Annotated in this window: 18 protein-coding genes; 11 read left to right on the top strand and 7 right to left on the bottom strand. The window is 61.7% G+C overall.

Annotation, left to right across the window (positions count from 1 at the left end):
* Window positions 1-135: 135 nt before the first annotated feature.
* Both C3Y91_RS31250 and C3Y91_RS31245 read right to left on the bottom strand, forming a co-directional pair.
* Window positions 136-612 (bottom strand): RbsD/FucU family protein, encoded by a 477-nt coding sequence (locus C3Y91_RS31250; RefSeq protein WP_024323883.1) that lies wholly within the window; start codon window positions 610-612, stop codon window positions 136-138.
* Window positions 596-1,843 carry an ROK family transcriptional regulator gene (locus tag C3Y91_RS31245; RefSeq protein WP_018068774.1) on the bottom strand — a complete coding sequence of 416 codons (1,248 nt, stop codon included), beginning with the start codon at window positions 1,841-1,843 and terminating at the stop codon, window positions 596-598. Before C3Y91_RS31245 ends, C3Y91_RS31250 begins: the two co-directional genes overlap by 17 nt.
* Window positions 1,844-2,071: 228 nt before the next feature.
* Between C3Y91_RS31245 and C3Y91_RS31240 the strand changes: the two genes are divergently transcribed.
* The 7 genes from C3Y91_RS31240 (at window position 2,072) to C3Y91_RS31210 (ending at window position 8,922) form a co-directional block, all read left to right on the top strand.
* Complete coding sequence (locus C3Y91_RS31240; RefSeq protein WP_018068775.1) at window positions 2,072-3,091, top strand: sugar ABC transporter substrate-binding protein; 1,020 nt, start codon at window positions 2,072-2,074, stop codon at window positions 3,089-3,091.
* 155 nt (window positions 3,092-3,246) lie between these two features.
* A complete protein-coding gene (locus C3Y91_RS31235) occupies window positions 3,247-4,311 on the top strand; it encodes an ABC transporter permease (RefSeq protein WP_012755861.1) in 1,065 nt (354 codons plus the stop codon).
* Window positions 4,312-4,313: 2 nt separating this feature from the next.
* The gene (locus C3Y91_RS31230; RefSeq protein WP_018068777.1) at window positions 4,314-5,096 is read left to right on the top strand and encodes an ATP-binding cassette domain-containing protein; all 783 of its coding nucleotides are present in this window, start codon (window positions 4,314-4,316) and stop codon (window positions 5,094-5,096) included.
* Window positions 5,093-5,725, top strand: coding sequence for a nucleoside triphosphate hydrolase (locus C3Y91_RS31225; RefSeq protein ID WP_003556147.1), 633 nt, complete (start codon window positions 5,093-5,095; stop codon window positions 5,723-5,725). The genes C3Y91_RS31230 and C3Y91_RS31225 overlap by 4 nt, the downstream gene beginning before the upstream one ends.
* Before the next feature lie 72 nt (window positions 5,726-5,797).
* The gene (gene pyrC, locus C3Y91_RS31220; RefSeq protein ID WP_018496501.1) at window positions 5,798-6,844 is read left to right on the top strand and encodes a dihydroorotase; all 1,047 of its coding nucleotides are present in this window, start codon (window positions 5,798-5,800) and stop codon (window positions 6,842-6,844) included.
* Window positions 6,845-7,017: 173 nt separating this feature from the next.
* Window positions 7,018-8,196 carry a GGDEF domain-containing protein gene (locus C3Y91_RS31215; RefSeq protein ID WP_024323881.1) on the top strand — a complete coding sequence of 393 codons (1,179 nt, stop codon included), beginning with the start codon at window positions 7,018-7,020 and terminating at the stop codon, window positions 8,194-8,196.
* Window positions 8,197-8,385: 189 nt separating this feature from the next.
* A complete protein-coding gene (locus tag C3Y91_RS31210) occupies window positions 8,386-8,922 on the top strand; it encodes a glyoxalase superfamily protein (RefSeq protein ID WP_130685841.1) in 537 nt (178 codons plus the stop codon).
* 847 nt (window positions 8,923-9,769) lie between these two features.
* Here C3Y91_RS31210 and C3Y91_RS31205 read toward each other — a convergent pair.
* The 3 genes from C3Y91_RS31205 to C3Y91_RS31195 form a co-directional block, all read right to left on the bottom strand.
* Window positions 9,770-10,399: a glutathione S-transferase family protein gene (locus tag C3Y91_RS31205; protein ID WP_018068782.1), complete on the bottom strand. Its 630-nt coding sequence runs from the start codon at window positions 10,397-10,399 to the stop codon at window positions 9,770-9,772.
* A gap of 97 nt (window positions 10,400-10,496) precedes the next feature.
* The gene (locus tag C3Y91_RS31200; RefSeq protein ID WP_168576203.1) at window positions 10,497-10,979 is read right to left on the bottom strand and encodes an anthrone oxygenase family protein; all 483 of its coding nucleotides are present in this window, start codon (window positions 10,977-10,979) and stop codon (window positions 10,497-10,499) included.
* 2 nt (window positions 10,980-10,981) lie between these two features.
* The gene (locus C3Y91_RS31195) at window positions 10,982-11,806 is read right to left on the bottom strand and encodes an NmrA family NAD(P)-binding protein (RefSeq protein ID WP_168576202.1); all 825 of its coding nucleotides are present in this window, start codon (window positions 11,804-11,806) and stop codon (window positions 10,982-10,984) included.
* Window positions 11,807-11,907: 101 nt separating this feature from the next.
* On the opposite strand from C3Y91_RS31195, the gene C3Y91_RS31190 reads away from it, so the two are divergent.
* From C3Y91_RS31190 to C3Y91_RS31180, 3 genes are all read left to right on the top strand, one after another.
* Window positions 11,908-12,564 carry a TetR/AcrR family transcriptional regulator gene (locus C3Y91_RS31190; protein ID WP_130685842.1) on the top strand — a complete coding sequence of 219 codons (657 nt, stop codon included), beginning with the start codon at window positions 11,908-11,910 and terminating at the stop codon, window positions 12,562-12,564.
* A gap of 71 nt (window positions 12,565-12,635) precedes the next feature.
* Window positions 12,636-13,325 (top strand): orotate phosphoribosyltransferase, encoded by a 690-nt coding sequence (locus C3Y91_RS31185; protein WP_130660815.1) that lies wholly within the window; start codon window positions 12,636-12,638, stop codon window positions 13,323-13,325.
* A 62-nt stretch (window positions 13,326-13,387) separates the two neighbouring features.
* Entirely contained in the window at window positions 13,388-14,314 is a 927-nt protein-coding gene (locus C3Y91_RS31180) for a carbohydrate kinase family protein (protein ID WP_027689541.1), read from the top strand.
* A 172-nt stretch (window positions 14,315-14,486) separates the two neighbouring features.
* Here the strand turns inward: C3Y91_RS31180 and C3Y91_RS31175 are convergent, their stop codons facing one another.
* On the bottom strand, window positions 14,487-14,867 hold the full coding sequence (locus C3Y91_RS31175) for a metalloregulator ArsR/SmtB family transcription factor (RefSeq protein WP_018067903.1): 381 nt from the start codon (window positions 14,865-14,867) through the stop codon (window positions 14,487-14,489).
* A 155-nt stretch (window positions 14,868-15,022) separates the two neighbouring features.
* Here C3Y91_RS31175 and C3Y91_RS31170 point away from each other — a divergent pair, with 155 nt between their 5' ends.
* A complete protein-coding gene (locus C3Y91_RS31170) occupies window positions 15,023-15,922 on the top strand; it encodes an acyl-CoA desaturase (RefSeq protein WP_130660816.1) in 900 nt (299 codons plus the stop codon).
* Between the two features lie 142 nt (window positions 15,923-16,064).
* Here the strand turns inward: C3Y91_RS31170 and otsA are convergent, their stop codons facing one another.
* Complete coding sequence (gene otsA / locus C3Y91_RS31165; RefSeq protein WP_020397279.1) at window positions 16,065-17,471, bottom strand: alpha,alpha-trehalose-phosphate synthase (UDP-forming); 1,407 nt, start codon at window positions 17,469-17,471, stop codon at window positions 16,065-16,067.
* Window positions 17,472-17,927 lie beyond the last annotated feature (456 nt).

Raw genomic sequence — 17,927 nt, 5'->3', positions numbered from 1 at the left:
TGCCGGCGCGGCGGACCAACGCAACCGCCGCACCATAACATCCATCGAACGAATGGCGAAAGACTGACCTTCAGCCGGCCCGAAAGCCAAAGCTTACCGACGATCAGACCGCTGCGCATTGTTGCCGGAATTGTTCTAGTAGACGAACGGATCGACTCCGGCCGCGGCATGGGTTCCCGGCTCTTTCGGATAGATCACGCCCTTGCGCAGGATGATGTTGGCATAGAGCCTGGGCTCGCCGGTCTGGATCACCGCATGGGCGGTCTTCACCCTTCCGTAGAAATCCTGGCCGATCAGCGGCACCACCTGCCGGTGCGGTTCGTGGCGGGCGCAGCAGTCGATCATCTCCTCATGCACGGGGTCGAGCTTGTCGCGCTCGGCCTTGACGGTCGATCGGAAGATCGCCTCCGCCACGAAATCGTCGATCGGCAGCACGCTGAGCACGGCGTTGAGGACCGGGATAATGTGGTGCCCGTCGAGCCGGATCAGCCGGCGGGCATGTTCGACGCCCGGATAATTCCCGTCGACGATGGCGATCTCGTCGCCGTGGCCCATGGCGCGAAGCGTAAAAAGCAGCTCCGGGCTCAACAGCGGATCAAGTCCTTTCAGCATGGTCTACCTCCTTGAAAAGTACGTTCTGGTCGGTGAGGTAACGCGCGAAGATCGGCAGGCTGGCGCCGCCGATGGCGCGCGCCTGGGCGCCGACCGCGCCCTCGATGATTTCAGGCATGACGACGCCCTGCAGGTCGAGTTTGGCAGCTTCGTCGATGGTGGCCTGCACCACGCGGCTGCGCACCCAATCGGGAAAGCCGCCATCGATGACGGCCGCACTGAAATCGACGATCGAGGCGGCGGCGACGATCGCCTGCGCCAGCGCCTTGGCACTATCCTGGATCCAGGCTTCCATCGGCTCGCCGAAATCCACCCAGTCGTCGGCGGAATACCAGAGCGGCTCGGGATCGATGCCGCGCTCGCGCAGCATGTTTTCGAGCACGAAGATCGAGGCGATTTCGAGCAACTGCTTCGTCTCGCCGTTCTTGCCCCGCACCGGAAGCGGCCCGATCGCGCCTGCCGTGCCGGTGCGGCCGGAAAAGATCGCCGAATTGAGCACGATGCCGCCGCCGATGAAGGAGCCGATGAAGAAATAGACGAAATCCGGGTAGGACGGCCCGACGCCGAAGACGAGTTCGGCGCCGCAGGCGCTGGTCGCATCGTTCTGCAGGAAGACCGGATGGGAGACGCGAGAGGCGACGTCGGCCTGCAGGTCGACGTCGCGCCAGACCTCCATAGCGCCCGGCGGCGCACCGACCTCTTCGGCCCAGTTCCAGAGCTCGAAGGGGGCGGCGATGCCGAGGCCGGCGATGCGGCCGCGCTGCTTGTCGTCGAGCCGGTCTTCCAGCTCGCGGATGCCCGAGGTGACGAAGGCGAGGATTTCATCCGGCAGCGGATAGGCATAGGTCCGGTGCAGCTGCATGCGGATGCGGCCGACGAAATCCATCAGCACCAGATCGGCGCTGCGCCGGCCCATCTTCAGGCCGAAGGAATAGACGGCATCGGGATTGATATGCATCGGGATCGACGGCTGGCCGACACGGCCGCGCACCGGATCCCCGCGCGACAGCAGCCCTTCCTTTTCCAGCACCCGCATGATGACGGAGACGGTCTGCGCCGACAGCCCGCTGCGGCGTGCGATATCGGCCTTCGACAGTGCGCCGTAGAGACGCACCAGCGACAGCACGAGCCGTTCGTTATAGGCTCGCACCCTGACCTGGTTTGCACCTCCGGCCGGATTCAGAATTGGTGGCGGGACCGGCGTGTGTTCCGGTCCATCCAAGGTCGACATGGCCGCTCCTCCCGATCGTTGGCCTATGCCCGAATTCGATGGAGCATGCCACATCGAATTAATAATTCAATTGGATTTATTTATTGACAAGCCGATTTCTTTTCGCTCTTAATTGCCGTCGTCAAGGGCACGGGACCGCTGGGAGGCATTAGCGATCCACGGCGAAGTGTCATATCTTAAGCTTCCGGCCCCGCAGGAGCGGCGCCGGCAAACTCTGGGAGGAGTTCCATGAAGAAATCTGTTCTCGCTTTCGGCGCGCTGGCGCTTGGTGTCACCTTTTCCGCTCCTGTGATGGCGGCTGACGTTGCTGCCTGCCTGATCACCAAGACCGACACCAACCCCTTCTTCGTCAAGATGAAGGAAGGTGCGACGGCCAAGGCCAAGGAACTCGGCGTCTCGCTGAAGTCCTATGCCGGCAAGGTCGACGGTGACAGCGAAAGCCAGGTCGCAGCGATCGAAAGCTGCATTGCCGACGGCGCAAAGGGCATCCTGCTTGCTGCTTCCGACACCAAGGGCATCGTGTCTTCGGTCAAGAAGGCGCGTGATGCCGGCCTGCTGGTCATCGCGCTCGACACGCCGCTCGAGCCGGCCGATGCCGCCGACGCCACCTTCGCCACCGACAACCTGCTCGCCGGCAAGCTGATCGGCCAGTGGGCCAAGGAAACGATGGGCGACAAGGCCAAGGATGCCAAGGTCGGCTTCCTCGACCTGACCCCGTCGCAGCCGACGGTCGACGTTCTGCGCGACCAGGGCTTCATGATGGGCTTCGGCATCGATCCGAAGGACCCGAACAAGATCGGCGACGAGGACGATGCTCGTATCGTCGGTCATGACGTGACCAACGGCAATGAAGAAGGCGGCCGCAAGGCCATGGAAAACCTTCTGCAGAAGGATCCGAGCATCAACGTCATCCACACGATCAATGAGCCGGCCGCAGTCGGCGCCTATCAGGCGCTGAAGGCCGTCGGCATGGAAAAGAACGTGCTGATCGTCTCGGTCGACGGCGGTTGCCCGGGTGTGAAGTCGGTCAAGGAAGGCGTCATCGGCGCCACCTCGCAGCAATATCCGCTGATGATGGCAGCCCTTGGCGTCGAAGCGATCAAGAAGTTCGCCGACAATGGTGAAAAGCCGAAGCCGACCGAAGGCAAGTCCTTCTTCGACACCGGCGTCTCGCTCGTCACCGACAAGCCGGTTTCCGGCGTCAAGTCGATCGACACCAAGGAAGGCACGGACAAGTGCTGGGGCTGAGCCCTGATTGTTGAAAGCAGGGCGGCCGGGGCTTGATCCCCGGCCGTTTTCGACGGACGATGTGCCGTCGCCTCACGAACCGGCTAATCAAAGACCGGATGGATATCGGTGACGGCCCCCGCGCGAGTTCGGCGCGCGGATGCGGAGGAGGAACCATGACCGGAACACAGGAATTCGAACGTGTCCTCGACGGCAGCGACAAGAGCGTTGCCTCCTTCGAGCACGAGAAAGTCTCGCTGATCAAGCGCGCGCAGCATTTTCTGCACTCGACGCCGGCCGCCGTGCCGCTGATCGTGTTGGTGCTGGCGATCGTCATCTTCGGGATCACCATCGGCGGACGGTTCTTCTCGTCCTATACGCTGACGCTGATCCTGCAGCAGATCGCCATCGTCGGTATTCTCGGCGCCGCCCAGACGCTGGTCATCCTGACCGCCGGCATCGATCTTTCGATCGGCGTCATCATGGTGATCTCGGCGGTGATCATGGGCAATGTCGCCATCACCTACGGCATACCGACGCCGATCGCGGTCGCAGCCGGCATGCTTGTCGGCGGCCTTTGCGGATTGCTGAACGGCTTCCTCGTTGCCTACATGAAGCTGCCGCCCTTCATCGTCACGCTCGGCACCTGGAACATCGTCATGGCGACGAATTTCATCTATTCCGCCAATGAGACGATCCGCGACACCGACGTCGACGAGAAGGCGCCGCTGCTTCATCTTTTCGCCGTGAGCTTCAAGCTCGGCAGCGCCGTGCTGACCCTCGGCGTCATCGCCATGGTGCTGCTCGTCCTGGTGCTCTGGTATGTCCTCAATCACACCGCCTGGGGCCGGCATGTCTATGCCGTCGGCGACGATCCGGAGGCAGCCAAGCTCTCGGGCATTCAGACCAAGAAGGTGCTGCTGACCGTTTACGCCATCTCTGGTGTCATTGCCGGCTTGGCCGCCTGGGTCTCGATCGGCCGCAACGGCTCGATCTCGCCGTCCTCGGCCGTCACCGATTTTAACCTCCAGGCAATCACCGCGACTGTGATCGGCGGCATCTCGCTGTTCGGCGGCCGCGGCTCCATTCTCGGCACGCTCTTCGGTGCCATGATCGTCGGCGTCGTCTCGATGGGCCTCAACATGCTCGGCGCCGACCCGCAATGGAAAGTCCTTTTGACAGGCGTGCTAATCATCGCCGCCGTCGCCATCGATCAGTGGATCAGAAAGGTTTCGGTGTAATCATGGCTCGCGAACCCCTTCTCACCGCCCGCGGTCTCGTCAAGCGTTATGGCCGCGTGACCGCGCTCGACAATGCCGATTTCGACCTCTATCCGGGTGAAATCCTCGCCGTCATCGGCGATAACGGCGCCGGCAAATCCTCGCTCATCAAGGCGATATCGGGCGCCGTTACCCCAGACGAGGGGGTGATTACCCTCGAAGGCCGGCAGGTGCAGTTCCGCTCGCCGATGGAGGCGCGCGACGCCGGCATCGAGACCGTCTATCAGAATCTCGCCTTGTCGCCGGCGCTCTCCATCGCCGACAACATGTTCCTCGGCCGCGAGATCCGCAAAAAGGGCCCGCTAGGCTCGCTGTTCCGCATGCTCGACCGGCCGGCCATGGAAAAGCTGGCGCGCAACAAGCTTTCCGAACTTGGCCTAATGACCATCCAGAACATCAACCAGGCAGTGGAGACGCTGTCGGGCGGCCAGCGCCAGGGTGTCGCCGTCGCCCGAGCCGCCGCCTTCGGCTCGAAGGTTATCATCATGGACGAACCGACGGCCGCTCTCGGCGTCAAGGAAAGCCGCAAGGTGCTGGAGCTGATCCTCGATGTGCGCGCCCGCGGCCTGCCGATCGTGCTGATCTCCCACAACATGCCGCATGTCTTCGAGGTGGCCGACCGGATCCATATCCACCGCCTCGGCCGGCGGCTGACGGTGATCGATCCGAAGGAATACACCATGTCCGACGCCGTCGCCTTCATGACCGGCGCCAAGGCGGTGCCGACGGAGCCCGTCGCCGCATGAATGCACGCATCGATGAAATCGCCGGCGCAGTTCTTGACCGCGCCGGCCATTCCAAGCGTTTCCTGGTCGCCATTGCCGGACCGCCGGGTGCCGGCAAATCGACCATGGCCGACAATCTGGCGGAAGCGCTGAAAGCCAAGGGCGAAAGTGCCGAAGTCCTGCCGATGGATGGCTTCCACATGGACAACGCCATCCTGATCGAACGCGGCCTGCTGGCGCGCAAGGGGATCCCCGAGACTTTCGATGTCCGCGGTTTCCTCGATATCATCCGCGCCGTCCGGCTGGCCGATCAGGAAGTTCTGGTGCCGGTCTTCGACCGTTCCCGCGAACTCGCCATTGCGTCGGCCCGGCCCGTTTCCCCCGATCATCGCTTCATCATCGTCGAGGGCAACTATCTGCTGTTTTCGCTGGGCAAATGGGCCGAACTCGAAGGCGTCTTCGATTTTTCGATCATGCTGGCGCCGCCGATCGAGGTGCTGGAGGAGCGGCTCTGGGCCCGCTGGCGCGGTTACAACCTGACCGAAGAGGCCGCCAACGCCAAAGTCTACGGCAACGACCTGCCGAATGGCCGGCTGATCCTCGAAAACCGCCGCCCGGCCGATGTGACGCTGGAGATCGCGCTGGCGTGATGCCGCGGCGATTGTTTTCATGTAAAAGATAGTGCTATCGAGACGGCAGACGCATCGCTTCGGAGGCCTGCCATGCAATCGATCACCATCCGCCGTCCTGACGACTGGCACCTGCATCTGCGCGATGGCGCCATGCTGGAAGGCGTGATCGCCGATACGAGCCGCACCTTCGCCCGCGCCATCATCATGCCCAATCTCGTGCCGCCGGTTGTCACGTCAGCTGATGCCAAGGCCTATCGCGAACGCATCCTCAAGGCCTTGCCGGACGGTCATCGCTTCCAGCCGCTGATGACGCTTTATCTGACCGAACATACCAGCCCCGATGACGTCGAGGAGGGGAAGAACAGCGGCCTCATCACCGCCGTCAAGCTTTATCCCGCCGGCGCCACGACCAATTCGCATGGCGGCGTCCGCGACATGGAAAAGGCGATGCCGGTGCTGGAGCGCATGGCAAAGATCGGCCTGCCGCTCTGCGTCCATGGCGAGGTGACGACGCCGGAGGTCGATATCTTCGATCGCGAGGCCGTCTTCATCGAGACCGTGCTCGATCCGTTGCGGCAGCGCCTGCCGGAGCTGAAGGTGACGATGGAGCATGTGACGACATCCGATGGCGTCGATTACATCAAGGCGGCCAAGGGCAATCTCGCCGGCTCGATCACCACCCACCATCTGATCATCAACCGCAACGCCATCCTCGTCGGCGGCATCCGCCCGCATTATTACTGCCTGCCCGTCGCCAAGCGCGAAAACCACCGGCTGGCCCTGCGTGCGGCGGCCGTCAGCGGCGACCCGCGCTTCTTCCTCGGCACGGATTCCGCCCCGCATGTCGATCCGCTGAAGGAATGCGCTTGCGGCTGCGCAGGCATCTATACCTCGGTCAATACGATGAGCTGCCTTGCCCATGTCTTCGAACAGGAGCGCGCTCTGGAGCGGCTCGAAGCCTTCGTGTCGCTGAACGGGCCGGCCTGGTACGGGCTGCAGCCGAACGAGGAGCGCATCACCCTGTCGAGGCAGGCCGAGCCGGTCGTCTTTCCCGCGAGGATTGAAACCGGCGCCGGTCCGGTAACGGTGTTCGATCCGATGTTTCCCCTGCATTGGCAGGTGATGCAGCAGGCGTAAGCTCTCAGATTTCAATTTTAAATAGAAAATTCATCTTAAAATTCGGCGCGACGTTAAACGCGTAACATTTGTATTGTGCAGTGCATCATTTGTTAACGGATGCATAAGACATTCCTCCTCGCAGACCGATAAGCTGCCATTCGAAGCGACAATAGCTGCGGAGACTGAAAAGCATGATGCTTGACTATAACTCCCTCTTGTTGGCGCTCGGCGTCTCCGCGGCCTGCCTTGCGGTGACGCTGATGGGCAGCTGGCTTGTCCGCCGCTCGGAAACCGTGCTGTTGACCGCCACCGTCGGCCTTGTCCTCGTCGTCAGCGGCATTTTCGTCTATAGCGCCTATGTCAATACGCCGGAGAAATGGCTCGGCGTCGCCAATTTCGTGCTGTTTCATGCCGGTTTTGCCACCATCTGGGGGGCAGGCAAACAATTCCTGACCGGCCGGGTGTCTCTCCTCGCCATCGCGATCCGCGCGCTTGCGGCGATGGTCTTTTCCGTCGTGCCGATGCTGTCGGGCTATGACGGCCTGGCCTTCATCGCCGACAATCTCGCCATCGCCCTTTTGCTCTTTGCCACCGCCCGGCAATACTGGCTCGCCCGCGCCGAAGCACCGGCGCCGCTCCTCGGCATCGCAGTGCTTTATACGCTGACGGCGATCTCCTTCGTTCTGTGCGCCGCCGTGCTGATATCAGACGGCAAGCTGGTGCTCGGCAAAGCCCCCAGCAACTGGGCCGAAGATCTGAGCCTTGCCGTCTGCATTGCCGGCATGACCGGGATCGGCGCGCTGTCGCTGGCGCTGCATCAATGGCGGCTTGCCGCCCGCCATCGTCTCGATGCGATCACCGATCCGCTGACCGGCCTGCTCAACCGCCGCGCCCTCTTCGACCAATACGGCACGCGCCCGATGGGAACGACCACCGCCGTCATCGTCTTCGATATCGACCATTTCAAATCCGTCAACGATCGCTTCGGCCATGCCGTCGGCGACCGCGTGCTCAATGTCTTTGCCGGCGAACTTTCGGCCCATTGCCGCACCGGCGACACCGCCGCCCGGCTCGGCGGCGAGGAATTCGTACTGGTGCTGAAGGAGATCATGCCCGGCCGGGCCGAACTCACGGCCGAGCGCATCCGCCGGGCGTTCGAGGCGCGCGAGATCGATATTGATGACGAAGTGCTGACATGCACGGTCAGCGTCGGCGTCGCCCCCGGCCGTTCGAAGAGCTTGGATTTCGACGCCATGCTGAGTGCCGCCGACAAGGCGCTCTACGTCGCCAAGCGCGCCGGCCGCAACCGGGTCGAACTTGCCAGCTACCTCAAGGCGGTTCCCGTCGAGGCAACGCGCACCGCGTCTTGATTCCTGATAAACGCTCTCATAACATCGCCCTCGGCCGGATGCGGCCAGCCGCCCCGCGACGCTTCTGCGTTATGGTGAATGCATCCAGACACATCCTTCACATCCCTTGCCGTTTGGCGATCGATGGCGAACGGGTCAGCAGACGCGGGCACTGATCTTCCTGTTTGCCGCCAACGGAAGGATGACATCATGCGCGATTTTCGCGATGCCAAGCTCATGGCAAAGACATTGCGGCAGGCCCTTGCCGACCGCGACATTTCGCTGACCCACAGCGAGACGCTCGAAATCGTCGCCCGGCAGTTCGGGCTCGATCAATGGAATATCCTCTCGGCAAAGATCGATGCGGCAGGGGCGAGCCCCTCTGCGATCGGCATCGAGCCGCCGATGCCGATCTTCCGCATCTTCTCGGTCGAAAAGGCCATGGAGTTCTATTGCGGCTTTCTCGGCTTCCATCTCGATTGGGAGCACCGCTTCGGTGAAAACTTCCCGCTCTATTGCCAGGTCTCGCGCGACGGCATGGCGCTGCACCTCAGCGAACATTCCGGCGACGCGAGCCCCGGCGCCAAGGCTTTCGTCCGCGTCGCCAATATCAGGGCCTATCACGCCGAACTCTCAGCCAAGGACTACCGCTACATGAAGCCCGGCGTCGAGGAAGCACCTTGGGGGCTGGAGATGACCGTCACCGACCCCTTCAGCAACCGCATCGCCTTTTGCGAGCAGGGATAGTGGAAGAGGGCGGGGGAAATTGCTCCTCTGCCTCAGACCGCTGCTGAATGGATTTGTAGCGACGCACGCCGCGCTGCCGCGAGGCGCCACCATATCCCCACCCTCATTCCTGTGCTCGTCACAGGAATCCAGCCGCCGCGCGTCGGCGCGGTGAGTGACTTTCTGCTGCCGTCAAAAGAGTCTCACGCGCCCAAGGACTTGGGCGCACTGGATTCCTGTGACAGGCACAGGAATGAGGGTGGGTGAGCGCCGTTCCCCGAGACGAAAGCCAAGCCGAGGTACCCTCCAACCTCCCTTCATCCTGAGGCGCGGAAGCCGAAGGCTGAAGCCTCGAAGGACACGCCTCGACGCTACTCCTTGCGTGTATCTGATGTCAGCGCACCCGCCTCGTCCTTCGAGGCCCCTGCGGGGCACCTCAGGATGAGGCTCTCTTGAATGCCGGCGTCTGACCGCGCCGCTGATGAGGTTGACTGGCACGTCGCCATACATTCCGTCATTCTCGGCCTTTAGCTATGGCTGTCTGGTCAAAAGAAGGCGCAGTGCCGGAGCCATGGGGCCGCGGGCATGCCTGCAGGGAGGAACAAAATGAGATACGTTTCAGTCTCGATTTTAGCGTTTCTTTCGATTTTTTTCGGATTGTTATTCTATGAAAGGTACTGGAAGTTCCGAGATTGCATATCGCAGGCCCTATCCAGTTGCCTCACTCCCGACGGTGACAATCTAACGCAAGGCGGCTCTCTGTGGGCTGGTTTGGCAGGGCTGTTCTTGTTGCTCGCTGTGATCTCAGCCTGGCGCGCGTTCCGCACCCGGTATGCTGGCAAATAGCCGGAACGAGTGGGACTTTGTCTCAACCGGCCGAATGTGGGTCCATACTATAGGGATAGACCGGATGATCGGCGCCGATGGCATCCCGAACGCGGCCGGACCAGGCAGAAAACGCAGGATAGGCTGCGAGAGAAAATCCGCAATCCTCGGCCCGATGGCTATAGGCGTAAACGGCGATATCCGCGATCGTCAGCTCCTGGCCGACGAGAAACAGGCTGTCGCTGAGGCCGCGATCGATGGCGGCAAGCGCGCGGGCTGCGGCTTCGCGCTTGCCCGCAACCATGCTCTGGTTACGGTCCAGCCGTCCCGTCAACGTCCAGAAGCGCAGCGAGCCGATGACCGGCTCGACATGATACTGTTCGAAGAACAGCCATTGCATGACCTTGGCGTGCAGATAATGGTCTGACGGCAGGAAGCGCGTGCCCTCGGCAAGATAGGTGAGGATCGCATTGGATTCGGCGATCGCCCGCCCATCGTCGAGTTCCAGAACCGGGATTGCGCCCACCGGATTGAGTTCCAGGAACGCCTCGGTGCGGCTCTCGCCCTCGAAGATCGATACCATGCGACTGCGGTAGGGCATTCCGAGCAGGCCGAGCAAAACCCTGACCTTCCAGCCATTTTGCGACGGCAGATAATCGTGAAGCGTAAACATGACGGTCCTTTCGCGGCGAGTGCCCAACATCGCATGCCCGCCCGGGGCCAACCACCCGATTCCTGAAAGGCGCGTAGGATCGCCGGGAGGCAACCATTCAGACGATCATCAACACCCGCACGAAGGCGACCGAGGCGAGTAGCGAGGCGATGGTCCGCACATGGTTCCACCACGTCCAGTCCCTGACATAGCTGGCCCAGAGCTGAACGGCTTCCGGCCCATTGCCGCCGACCTTTGCCAACGCATCGTTCATCGGCACGTTGAAGACAATGGTCGAGAGGAAGGAGGCGAAGACGTAGAGCGCTGCACCCGCCAGCATTAGAAAGGATGCCCCGCCGCGCCAGTCGATCAGGGCGAGCACGGCGATGACGAGGCAGAGGATCGCCGTCGGCACGAAGAGGCCCATGAAGGGCGAGCGGACGATCGTCACGTTGATCGAGTTCATCGCCGCGATGCCTTGCTCTGCCGGGATGCGCGAGAAGGCGGTCATGATGAAGGTCGAGAAGGCAAAGAAGATGCCGGCGACGAGGCCGCTGCCGATTGCCGCCGCCACGAGGGAGAGGATGAGAAACATCTGCATGGTCAGGCGCTCCATAGTCCGGTTGCCGCGGTCCGGCGGGCATATTGGTTGAAATCGGTGGCGGGACGGCCGAGAATTTCGGCGACACCGCCCATGGTGCTGGCGTTGCGCCCATCGAGCACCTGTCCGAAAAGCTCCTCCAGAAGATCGATCAGGCCCTGCGGCAGGCCGGCGGCCGCAAGCGCGCCGGTGAAGTCCGCCATCGACACCTGCTCGTATTCGATCGGCCGCCCGGTGGCCTGAGCGATCTCGGCGACCGCCTGGCGGAATGTCAGCGCCCGCGGGCCGGTCAGTTCGTAAGTCTTGTTGCGGTGGCTGGGATGGGTCAAGGCGGCGACGGCGGCATCGGCGATGTCGTCGGCATCGATGAAAGGTTCGCTGACCTCGCCCGCCGGCAATTGCAGGCGGCCAGAGAGGATCTGCTCCAGGAAGGCGCCCTCGCTGAAATTCTGGCAGAACCAGGAGGCGCGGAGGATGGTGGTGTTTATGCCGGACGCTTTCAGCGCCGCTTCGCTTCGCTGCGCGCCCTCTTCGCCACGGCCGGAAAGCAGCACGATATGCTCAAGGCCACATTCTACCGCGACCTCGGCGAGTGCCCCGATCGCTTCCGCCGCCCAGGCGACAGAAAGATCCGGCTGGAAGGCGACATAGGCGCTCGACGCGCCTTGAAGTGCGCCGCGCCAGGTCGACCTGTCCTCCCAGTCGAACGGCCGTGCGCTGGAGCGCGATGCCGCGCGAACGGTGAGGCCGCGCTCTTCCAGACGTTTGATGATGCGGCCGCCGGTCTTTCCCGATCCACCGACGAGGACGATTTCGGAAGTCTGCATGTCAAAACTCCTCCCAAACGTTAAAAACAAGAGAAACTCTCTCATTTGCAAAATGAGATAATCTCTCTTATTTTGTTTGTCAACGTGGAAAAGGAGAGAGCATGTCGGAACAGCCGGTCGCAGCGCGCAGGCGCCAGCAGGAGTCTACCGGCCAGCTGCGCCGCATCCCCAGCCAACAGCGCGGCCGCGAGCGCTTCGAAAAGATCCTCACCGTCGCCGCCGAGCTGATCGAAAGCCATGGCAGCGACGGCCTGAAGATGAGCGAGATCGTCGAAAAGGCCGGCCTTTCCTTCGGCGCCCTCTACCAATATTTCCCCGACAAGACCTCGATCATCCGGACATTGGCCGAGCGCTTCAACGAACAGGGCAGGCGGTGCGTCGAAGAGGAACTGGCGAAGGTCACCGACGCGGCGGCCCTGCAGGGTGCGCTCGCCAATATCGTCGATGAATATTATGCCTTCTTCCTCAGCGAACCCGTCATGCGCGACATCTGGCATGCGACCCATGTCGACAAGCTGTTGCAGCAGGTCGATGCCGAGGACATGGAATTTCATGCCCAGATGTTTCTCGCCGTGCTCCTCCGCCTGTGGCCGGATCGCGACCGCAAGGAGCTGCTGGCGATCGCGCGGCTGACGATGCAGTTGCTTGCCGCCGCCGTGCGTTATGCCGTTTCGCTGGATGCGGAGGAGGGCGCCCAGGCGATTGCCCTGTTCAAGAAGGTGCAGATCGTTGATATCGGCCGCCTGCAGCAGCAATAGCCCGCCTTTCGTCTGGAAACGGCAGGCTCTTGCTGCTATTCCCGCAAGGATCCAAGCCGAAGGAGAGCCGCATGATCCAGACCACATTTCCCGACCGTGCCGTGATGGCCGAATTGCTGGCCAAGATGCTCTGGGAAATCAAGGCGGTGCATTTCAATGCCGCCCAGCCTTACAAACTCGCCTCCGGCATGGCGAGCCCGGTCTATATCGATTGCCGCAAGCTGCTCTCCTTCCCGCGCATCCGCTCGACGGTGATGGATTTCGCCGCCAGCACCCTGCTGCGCGATGCCGGCTTCGAGCAGTTCGATTGCATCGCCGGCGGCGAGACAGCCGGCATCCCCTTCGCCGCCCTGCTGGCCGATCGTCTCGGCCTGCCGATGATCTATGTCCGCAAGCAGCCGAAGGGCCATGGCCGCAACGCCCAGATCGAAGGCAATATGCCGGAAGGGTCGCGCGTGCTCGTCATCGAAGACCTGACGACAGCCGGCGGCAGCATGTTCAAGTTCATCGATGCCGTCCGTGCCGCCGGCGGCATTGTCGATCATGGCATCGCGCTGTTCTTCTACGGCATTTTTGGCGAACAGCGCTTTACCGATGGCAAAGTCAGGCTGCATCACATCGCCACCTGGCGGAATGTTCTGGCCATCGCCAGGGAGCAGAAGCTCTTCGACGACAAGACGCTGTCGGAAGTCGAGGCCTTCCTCGATGCGCCGCTGGCCTGGTCGGGAAAGAATGGTGGCGTAAGTGAGCTTTCGCTCTAGCCAGTTGACAAAAGCTCGCCTAATCGGTTGATGAACGTATAGATGCTGTTGGGAGGAATACGATGATTTTGTGCTGCGGCGAAGCCCTGATCGACATGCTGCCGAGGGACACCACTCTCGGTGAAAAGGGCTTTGCGCCCTATGCCGGCGGCGCGATCTTCAACACCGCGATCGCGCTCGGCCGCCTCGGCATCCCCACCGCCTTCTTCACCGGCATTGCCGATGACATGATGGGCGAAATCCTGCTCGAGACGCTGAAGGCGAGCAATGTCGATTACAGCCCGTGCGCCATTACGCCGCGTCCCTCGACCATCGCCTTCGTCAAGCTGGTGAACGGCCAAGCGACCTATGCCTTCTACGACGAGGGCACGGCCGGCCGGATGATCACCACGGCCGACCTGCCGGATCTCGGCGATGATTGCGAGGCCTTGCATTTCGGCGCGATCAGCCTGATCCCCAGCCCCTGCGGCGAAACCTACGAAGCCCTGCTCGACCGCGAAGCCGCAAGCCGCGTCATCTCGCTCGATCCGAATATCCGTCCCGGTTTCATCAAGGACAAGCCGTCGCATATGGCCCGCATCAAGCGCATGGCCGGCAAATCCGACATCGTCAAGTTCTCCGACGAGGACCTCGATTGGTTCGGCCTGCAGGGCGACCATGATGCGCTCGCCGCCCATTGGCTGAACCACGGCGCCAAGCTCGTCGTCATCACCAAGGGCGCGGAAGGCGCTTCCGGTTATACCAAGGATCGCAAGGTCACGGTGCCGAGTGAACGGGTCACCGTCGTCGACACGGTCGGCGCCGGCGATACCTTCGATGCCGGCATCCTGGCGTCGCTGAAGATGGACAATCTGCTGACCAAGCGCCAAGTCGCCTCGCTGGATGAGCAGGCGCTGCGCAACGCCCTGACCCTCGGCGCCAAAGCCGCCGCCGTCACCGTCTCCCGCGCCGGCGCCAATCCGCCCTGGGCGCGCGAGATTGGGCTTTAAGGCTCGAGCAAGCCTCCGCCCCTCATCCGCCTGCCGGCACCTTCTCCCCGTAAACACGGGGCGAAGGGGATGTGCCGCGCCCTCTCCGTTCCCCTTGACGTCCCGTATGGCACGTCCCCTCTCCCCGTTCTTCACGGGGAGAGGGTTAGGGTGAGGGGCAAATCTCGAACGCTTATTTCGCGGGCTTCGCCGGCACCAATCCGCCCCGGGTGCGCGCCTGGCTTTCCTTCTTGATAGGCCGACCGACCGGGCAGACCTCCTGCACGAAGCCGTTGAGCGTATTGACGAGATTGTTCTCGATCAGGGAATAGTGGACGAACTGGCCCTGTTTCTCTCGTCTGATCAGACCCGCAGCTTCGAGGATGGAAAGATGCTGCGAAACGGCTGGCTTGGACATGCTGAAGCGGTCAGCGATCTCGCCAGCGGTCAGACCCGATGCCGAGAGATAGGCGAGGATCTTCCGGCGCGGCGCACTGGAAAGCGCGTGGAATACCCGCTGGGCGGCGCTGACGGAGCTGCCTTCTACAGCGTTATCGAAAGTCTCTTCGTCCAAGTCCGGTCTCCGTGCCTGCGGCATCATCCTCAATTAAGCAATTAATGCATTGCTTAATTGTTTCCATTCGTGCAAAGTAATTAGCTAATTGCTTAAATAATAAATTGCTAGGCGATGTTCAAGTAGAGAATGCGCCCGATGGGAAGGAGTTTGTCATGAGCAGCATTTCCACTGGGCGAATGATCGACAACAGCAGCGATCCGGTGAAGGGCAGAGTGGTCTGGATGCCCGCAAAGTCGATCTGGATCACCGCCATGACCTTGATTGCCATCATTGGTGGCCCACTGACCTTCACCTGGAGCGCCTTTGCCGTCTTTATCCTCTTGACCGCCATCACGATCTGCCTTGGTCATTCGGTCGGCATGCACCGGCTGCTGATCCATCGCTCATTCAGCACTCATATTTGGATCGAGCATTTTCTTGTCTATCTCGGTATGCTGGTCGGCATGGCCGGCCCCTTCGGCATGATCCACGCGCACGACATTCGCGACTGGGCGCAACGGCAGCGAGACTGCCATGACCTCTATGCCCATCGGCGGTCTTTCTTCATCGATGCCTTCTGGCAGATGCATTGCATTGTGGCGCTGGACCATCCGCCGCGTTTCGTCCTCGAGGAGCGCGAGCGGCGCGACCGCTTCTATCGCTTCCTGGAGGCGACATGGATGGCGCAGCAGATTCCCTTGGGACTCGCGCTCTTCACACTCGGCGGACTGCCGTGGGTGGTCTGGGGTATTGCCGTGCGAATATCCGTGTCGCTGACCGGACACTGGCTGGTCGGTCATTTCGCGCATCGAGCCGGCCATCAGGGCTGGAGTGTCGATGATGTCGCGGTGCAGGGCTATAACCTGCCGCGTTTCGGGCTGGTGACCTTCGGCGAGAGCTTCCACGGCAACCATCACGCCTTTCCGGATTCGGCGCGGCTCGGCATCGAGCCGGGGCAGCTGGATCTCGGTTGGTATTTCATCCGGCTGCTGGCAAGGCTCGGCCTGGCTTCGGCGATCAAGCTGCCACACACGATCGTGCCAAGGCGAGGGTTGACGCGCCACTGCGTCTGAAACGGTGGGTGACAGTCATCCGCCACATCACGCAGCAGGTCACGCGGAATCTCGCTCGTGAGTGCCTCCTCCTTGCCGCAACGTCTCGATTCCCTCTTCTTCCCTCGGGTCCGAAGGACGGGTCGATGCCGATCGATCAAGACTATCCCGGATCACGCTCCGGTCGAAGCTCGGGAGCAAGCACCAGATCCCGCAAGAAGTTTTCGCACCAAAGTGAGACGTCGTGAGACAGCAGATGCTCCATCATCATGCTCCAGCGGTCGCGGCGCTCCTCCAGCGACATGGCAAGGCCCTTGGCGATGGCATTGGCAGTGCCTTCGACATCGTAAGGATTGACCAGCAGCGCACCCTTCAACTCGCGAGCCGCCCCGGCGAAGCGCGATAGCACCAATACGCCCGGGCGATCGGGATCCTGGGCAGCGACATATTCCTTGGCGACGAGGTTCATGCCGTCGCGCAACGGCGTGACCAGTCCAATCGTCGCCAGCCGGTAGAGGCCGGCGAGCACGTTGCGACTGATCGATCGGTTGACATAGCGGATCGGCACCCAGTCGACCGTTCCGATGGCGCCGTTCACGCGGCCTGCCTGTTCGGCGACCATGTTCTGCATATGCTCGTATTCGGGAACTTCCGATCGCGACTTCGGCGTGATCTGCAGATAAGTGACCTTGTTCTGGTAGGCCGGATTGTTGGTGATGAAGCGTTCGAACGCTTCCAGCCGCTGAATGATGCCCTTCGAATAATCGAGGCGGTCGACCCCGATGATCATGTCCCGGCCCTCAACGCTGCGCCGGGTTTTCTGTACCATGATATTGTTTGCGGCCCTCTCGGCGAACTCGGCGAAGGCAGCAGTTTCGATCCCGATCGGATAGGCGCCAGCCTTGAATATCCGCCCATGTGAATCGAACAATCCATTTCCGAGGTCGTCGCCAATTCCCTCCCTTCTGAGATACCCGGCAAAGTTCTGGAGGTCGTAGTCAGTCTGGAAGCCGACGAGATCGTAATGCGAGAGCCCGCGCATGATTTCTTCATGGACGGGCATCGTGACGAGAATGTCGGCCGGCGGCCAGGGAATATGCAGGAAGAAGCCGATCCGGTTTTTCAGCCCCATTTGTCGGAGTTCGGCGGCCAGCGGAATGAGGTGGTAATCATGAACCCAGATGATGTCGTCCGGCTCGATCATCGGCGCCAACCTGTGTGCGAAGAAGCGGTTGACGCGGAAATAGCCGGCCATTTCCTTCCGGCCATATTCGGCGAGGTCCAGGCGGTAATGGCAGATGGGCCAGAGAACACGGTTTGCGAAGCCGCGATAATACTCCTCGACGTCTGTGTCGGTGAGATCGGTCAGCGCATAGGTGATGTTGCCCTTCTGCAGTTGCGACAGCGGGCCAGGTTCCCTGTCCCCGCTCGATTCTCCCGACCATCCCATCCAAATGCCGCCCCGCTCCTGCAGGGCTGCCTGCAGTGCAACGGCCAGGCCGCCGGCAGCTGCGCTCCCATCTTTGGCTGGCATGGGAACACGATTTGAAACGACGATAAGACGGCTCATGAGCTTCCTTTGGTGAAGATGGGACATGAAAACGCTGTGTGACGAGCGTCTCGGGGATTCTCCTGAACTTGGCGGGGGCCATGCACTGCAGGCGCCGACGTCGAAGGAGTAGATCCGGACGCGACTGGCCCGGTGCATATGCCAGCGGAACAAAAGGAGCGTCGTTCCCGGCTTGATAGGCCATTGTCGTCGGAAGTACCCTCTGCACAGAATTTGCTTGAATCTAGGGCGATTGCGGCGGATTGAAAGAATTCTTTCTAAAATTTTCTATTAGAAGAACGTTCAATCCGGTTTCGCACCGCAGGCCCATCAACAGGGATGCCCCAGGCCGACCGCTATGTTGGCGCCAATCCGCCCCGGCGCGTGAGATTGGTTTGTAAGGTTGGAGCCAGCGTCAGCCCCTTGCATGTTCAATTTGCACTGATTGTTGGATGATCTGTGCGCACTCCGGCGGAT

The sequence above is a fragment of the Rhizobium ruizarguesonis genome (genome assembly GCF_012349115.1).
Taxonomy (GTDB): domain Bacteria; phylum Pseudomonadota; class Alphaproteobacteria; order Rhizobiales; family Rhizobiaceae; genus Rhizobium; species Rhizobium ruizarguesonis.
Note: the sequence above shows the minus strand (reverse complement) of the source record. Positions and strands in the feature narration are given on the sequence as shown.

What these genes read in the sequence shown, in the direction of transcription:
- C3Y91_RS31250 (WP_024323883.1), bottom strand. Translation starts at nt 612, where the DNA reads ATGCTGAAAGGACTTGATCCGCTGTTGAGCCCGGAGCTGCTTTTTACG.
- C3Y91_RS31245 (WP_018068774.1), bottom strand. Translation starts at nt 1,843, where the DNA reads ATGTCGACCTTGGATGGACCGGAACACACGCCGGTCCCGCCACCAATT.
- C3Y91_RS31240 (WP_018068775.1), top strand. Translation starts at nt 2,072, where the DNA reads ATGAAGAAATCTGTTCTCGCTTTCGGCGCGCTGGCGCTTGGTGTCACC.
- C3Y91_RS31235 (WP_012755861.1), top strand. Translation starts at nt 3,247, where the DNA reads ATGACCGGAACACAGGAATTCGAACGTGTCCTCGACGGCAGCGACAAG.
- C3Y91_RS31230 (WP_018068777.1), top strand. Translation starts at nt 4,314, where the DNA reads ATGGCTCGCGAACCCCTTCTCACCGCCCGCGGTCTCGTCAAGCGTTAT.
- C3Y91_RS31225 (WP_003556147.1), top strand. Translation starts at nt 5,093, where the DNA reads ATGAATGCACGCATCGATGAAATCGCCGGCGCAGTTCTTGACCGCGCC.
- pyrC (WP_018496501.1), top strand. Translation starts at nt 5,798, where the DNA reads ATGCAATCGATCACCATCCGCCGTCCTGACGACTGGCACCTGCATCTG.
- C3Y91_RS31215 (WP_024323881.1), top strand. Translation starts at nt 7,018, where the DNA reads ATGATGCTTGACTATAACTCCCTCTTGTTGGCGCTCGGCGTCTCCGCG.
- C3Y91_RS31210 (WP_130685841.1), top strand. Translation starts at nt 8,386, where the DNA reads ATGCGCGATTTTCGCGATGCCAAGCTCATGGCAAAGACATTGCGGCAG.
- C3Y91_RS31205 (WP_018068782.1), bottom strand. Translation starts at nt 10,399, where the DNA reads ATGTTTACGCTTCACGATTATCTGCCGTCGCAAAATGGCTGGAAGGTC.
- C3Y91_RS31200 (WP_168576203.1), bottom strand. Translation starts at nt 10,979, where the DNA reads ATGCAGATGTTTCTCATCCTCTCCCTCGTGGCGGCGGCAATCGGCAGC.
- C3Y91_RS31195 (WP_168576202.1), bottom strand. Translation starts at nt 11,806, where the DNA reads ATGCAGACTTCCGAAATCGTCCTCGTCGGTGGATCGGGAAAGACCGGC.
- C3Y91_RS31190 (WP_130685842.1), top strand. Translation starts at nt 11,908, where the DNA reads ATGTCGGAACAGCCGGTCGCAGCGCGCAGGCGCCAGCAGGAGTCTACC.
- C3Y91_RS31185 (WP_130660815.1), top strand. Translation starts at nt 12,636, where the DNA reads ATGATCCAGACCACATTTCCCGACCGTGCCGTGATGGCCGAATTGCTG.
- C3Y91_RS31180 (WP_027689541.1), top strand. Translation starts at nt 13,388, where the DNA reads ATGATTTTGTGCTGCGGCGAAGCCCTGATCGACATGCTGCCGAGGGAC.
- C3Y91_RS31170 (WP_130660816.1), top strand. Translation starts at nt 15,023, where the DNA reads ATGAGCAGCATTTCCACTGGGCGAATGATCGACAACAGCAGCGATCCG.
- otsA (WP_020397279.1), bottom strand. Translation starts at nt 17,471, where the DNA reads ATGAGCCGTCTTATCGTCGTTTCAAATCGTGTTCCCATGCCAGCCAAA.